The organism is Haloferax sp. s1 (assembly GCF_058382125.1).
Map to the genome: position 1 here is coordinate 1 of NZ_JBZRPK010000180.1, position 1640 is coordinate 1640.

The window sequence follows — 1640 nt, forward strand, 5'->3', positions numbered from 1 at the left end:
GTCTGCCTCGGGTCTATCGGCGGACAGGGGACCGGACTCGCTCATTGTCCGTCGTTGGGTCGCGGTGTACTTGAGCGAGGCGGTGCTTGTCGCCGGAGGAACGGTTTTCCGTTGACTTACCGTAACATACCGTATGTCACGACCAGAACTCGAACGAGCGAGTCAGTTGCTCAAGGAGGCCGCCGAGGCGACGGACGGAGAGGTACAGGAACAACTCTACGACCAGTCCGACCAGTTAGCGAAACTCGCGACGCGCGACCAAGGACCGGACCACGGCCGCCTCGCGCGCCACATGACGACGCTCAACGACCTCGCCGAAGAAGTCGACGGCGACGTCGAAGAGACGGTGCGCGAAGCGCGACAGGAAGTCCTCGAATACCGAAAAGACGTGCCGGGCGTCTGACGCTCGTCTGACACACCCCTTCGTTTCAACTGGAACGAGAGGAGTTGGCACGCCCATCTTTTGCGCTACGGGCTGGCGCTGCCAGCCCTCGGCAAAAGCTGGACCAAATACGTATCGCGCTCCCGTTGGTCGCGCTCACGCCTCGTCTTCGGCGAGTGAACCAGCGACCTACCGAGTCCTAACGGACCACTCGGTCGCCGGATGCTAGCCAACGGCCGTCGGGATGGGTCACAATCTCCGGTAGTATGGAGTTTCAAAGAGTCGACAGACCGGTACTACAAGAATATTGTACCGCGACTCGGCCTTCGGCCTCATCGCGGCTTTTTTGCTCCAGGTTTTTGCTCCAGGTTTTTGCTCCAGGTTTTTGCTCCGAGCGGGTCGCCTTCGGCGACCCCGAGGAGTAAAAAAGTAGGTTAACAGACGTTCTTCGGCTTGATTCCCATCCCCTCCAGCGTCTCGACGTACTCCTCGTATGCGGTTTCGACGACTTCGTCCGCGGCCTCGCGGGCGACAGCCTCGTCCTCGGCGAATTCGTCCACGGCGTTCGCGAGCGTGTCGAGTTGGTCGTTGAGGTCGGTCTTGAGCGTGCGGAACGTACTCGCGGTCATCGGGTCCGCATCGCCGACGAAGAAGCCGACCATCTGCTCGACGGTCTTCAGCGAAACGAGCGCGCGTGCGAGCGCGCCGCCGAGTCGTTCGTCGGTTGCGTCGAAGTCCGAAAGCAAGTCGTAGATAGCCGGTGCGTCGGAATCGGGGTCGAAATCGACGGTTTCGGCGTGGTCGCGGGCGGTGTCGGCGAGGTCCGAAAACAGGTCGACAACCTCGTCGTCCGACTCGTCGGCGGCCCACGAATCGAACAGGTCGATTGCGGCGTCGGCCTCGGCGGCTGCCGCGGCGCGAACTGCGTCCCCATCCATCTCGCCGCCGGTAACGGCGTACAGCGCCTTCGAAGAGCCGAGTCGAGAGAGAGGTGTCTCGTGCGCATCGCGAAGCGAGTCGAGGAAATCTGTCATGCGGATATGTACGTCCGAGTTGGGTTTGTACCCATCGGCGGCGGCGAATTCCGGGGGCAGTCTACGACGGTGGAGTGACGCAAGGTCAGCGCCACAGACACGTGATTCAGTGATTATGACCGTCGTAGTCAGGTCAGAATCTAAAAAATTATGTTGAACTATGATTATGGTATGTTGAATCATGTCAAACTTCATCAGAGCAGCAGCGGAGAGTAGTTCGGAAC

Annotated in this window: 2 protein-coding genes; one reads left to right on the forward strand and one right to left on the reverse strand. The window is 60.2% G+C overall.

Annotated elements, in window-relative coordinates; translation table 11 throughout:
* Window positions 1-133 precede the first annotated feature (133 nt).
* Window positions 134-403, forward strand: coding sequence for a DUF7553 family protein (locus QT222_RS01420; RefSeq protein ID WP_004058790.1), 270 nt, complete (start codon window positions 134-136; stop codon window positions 401-403).
* 413 nt (window positions 404-816) lie between these two features.
* On the opposite strand, the gene QT222_RS01425 is transcribed toward QT222_RS01420, so the two are convergent.
* A complete protein-coding gene (locus tag QT222_RS01425; protein WP_491476068.1) occupies window positions 817-1416 on the reverse strand; it encodes a transcription antitermination protein in 600 nt (199 codons plus the stop codon).
* Between the last annotated feature and the right edge of the window lie 224 nt (window positions 1417-1640).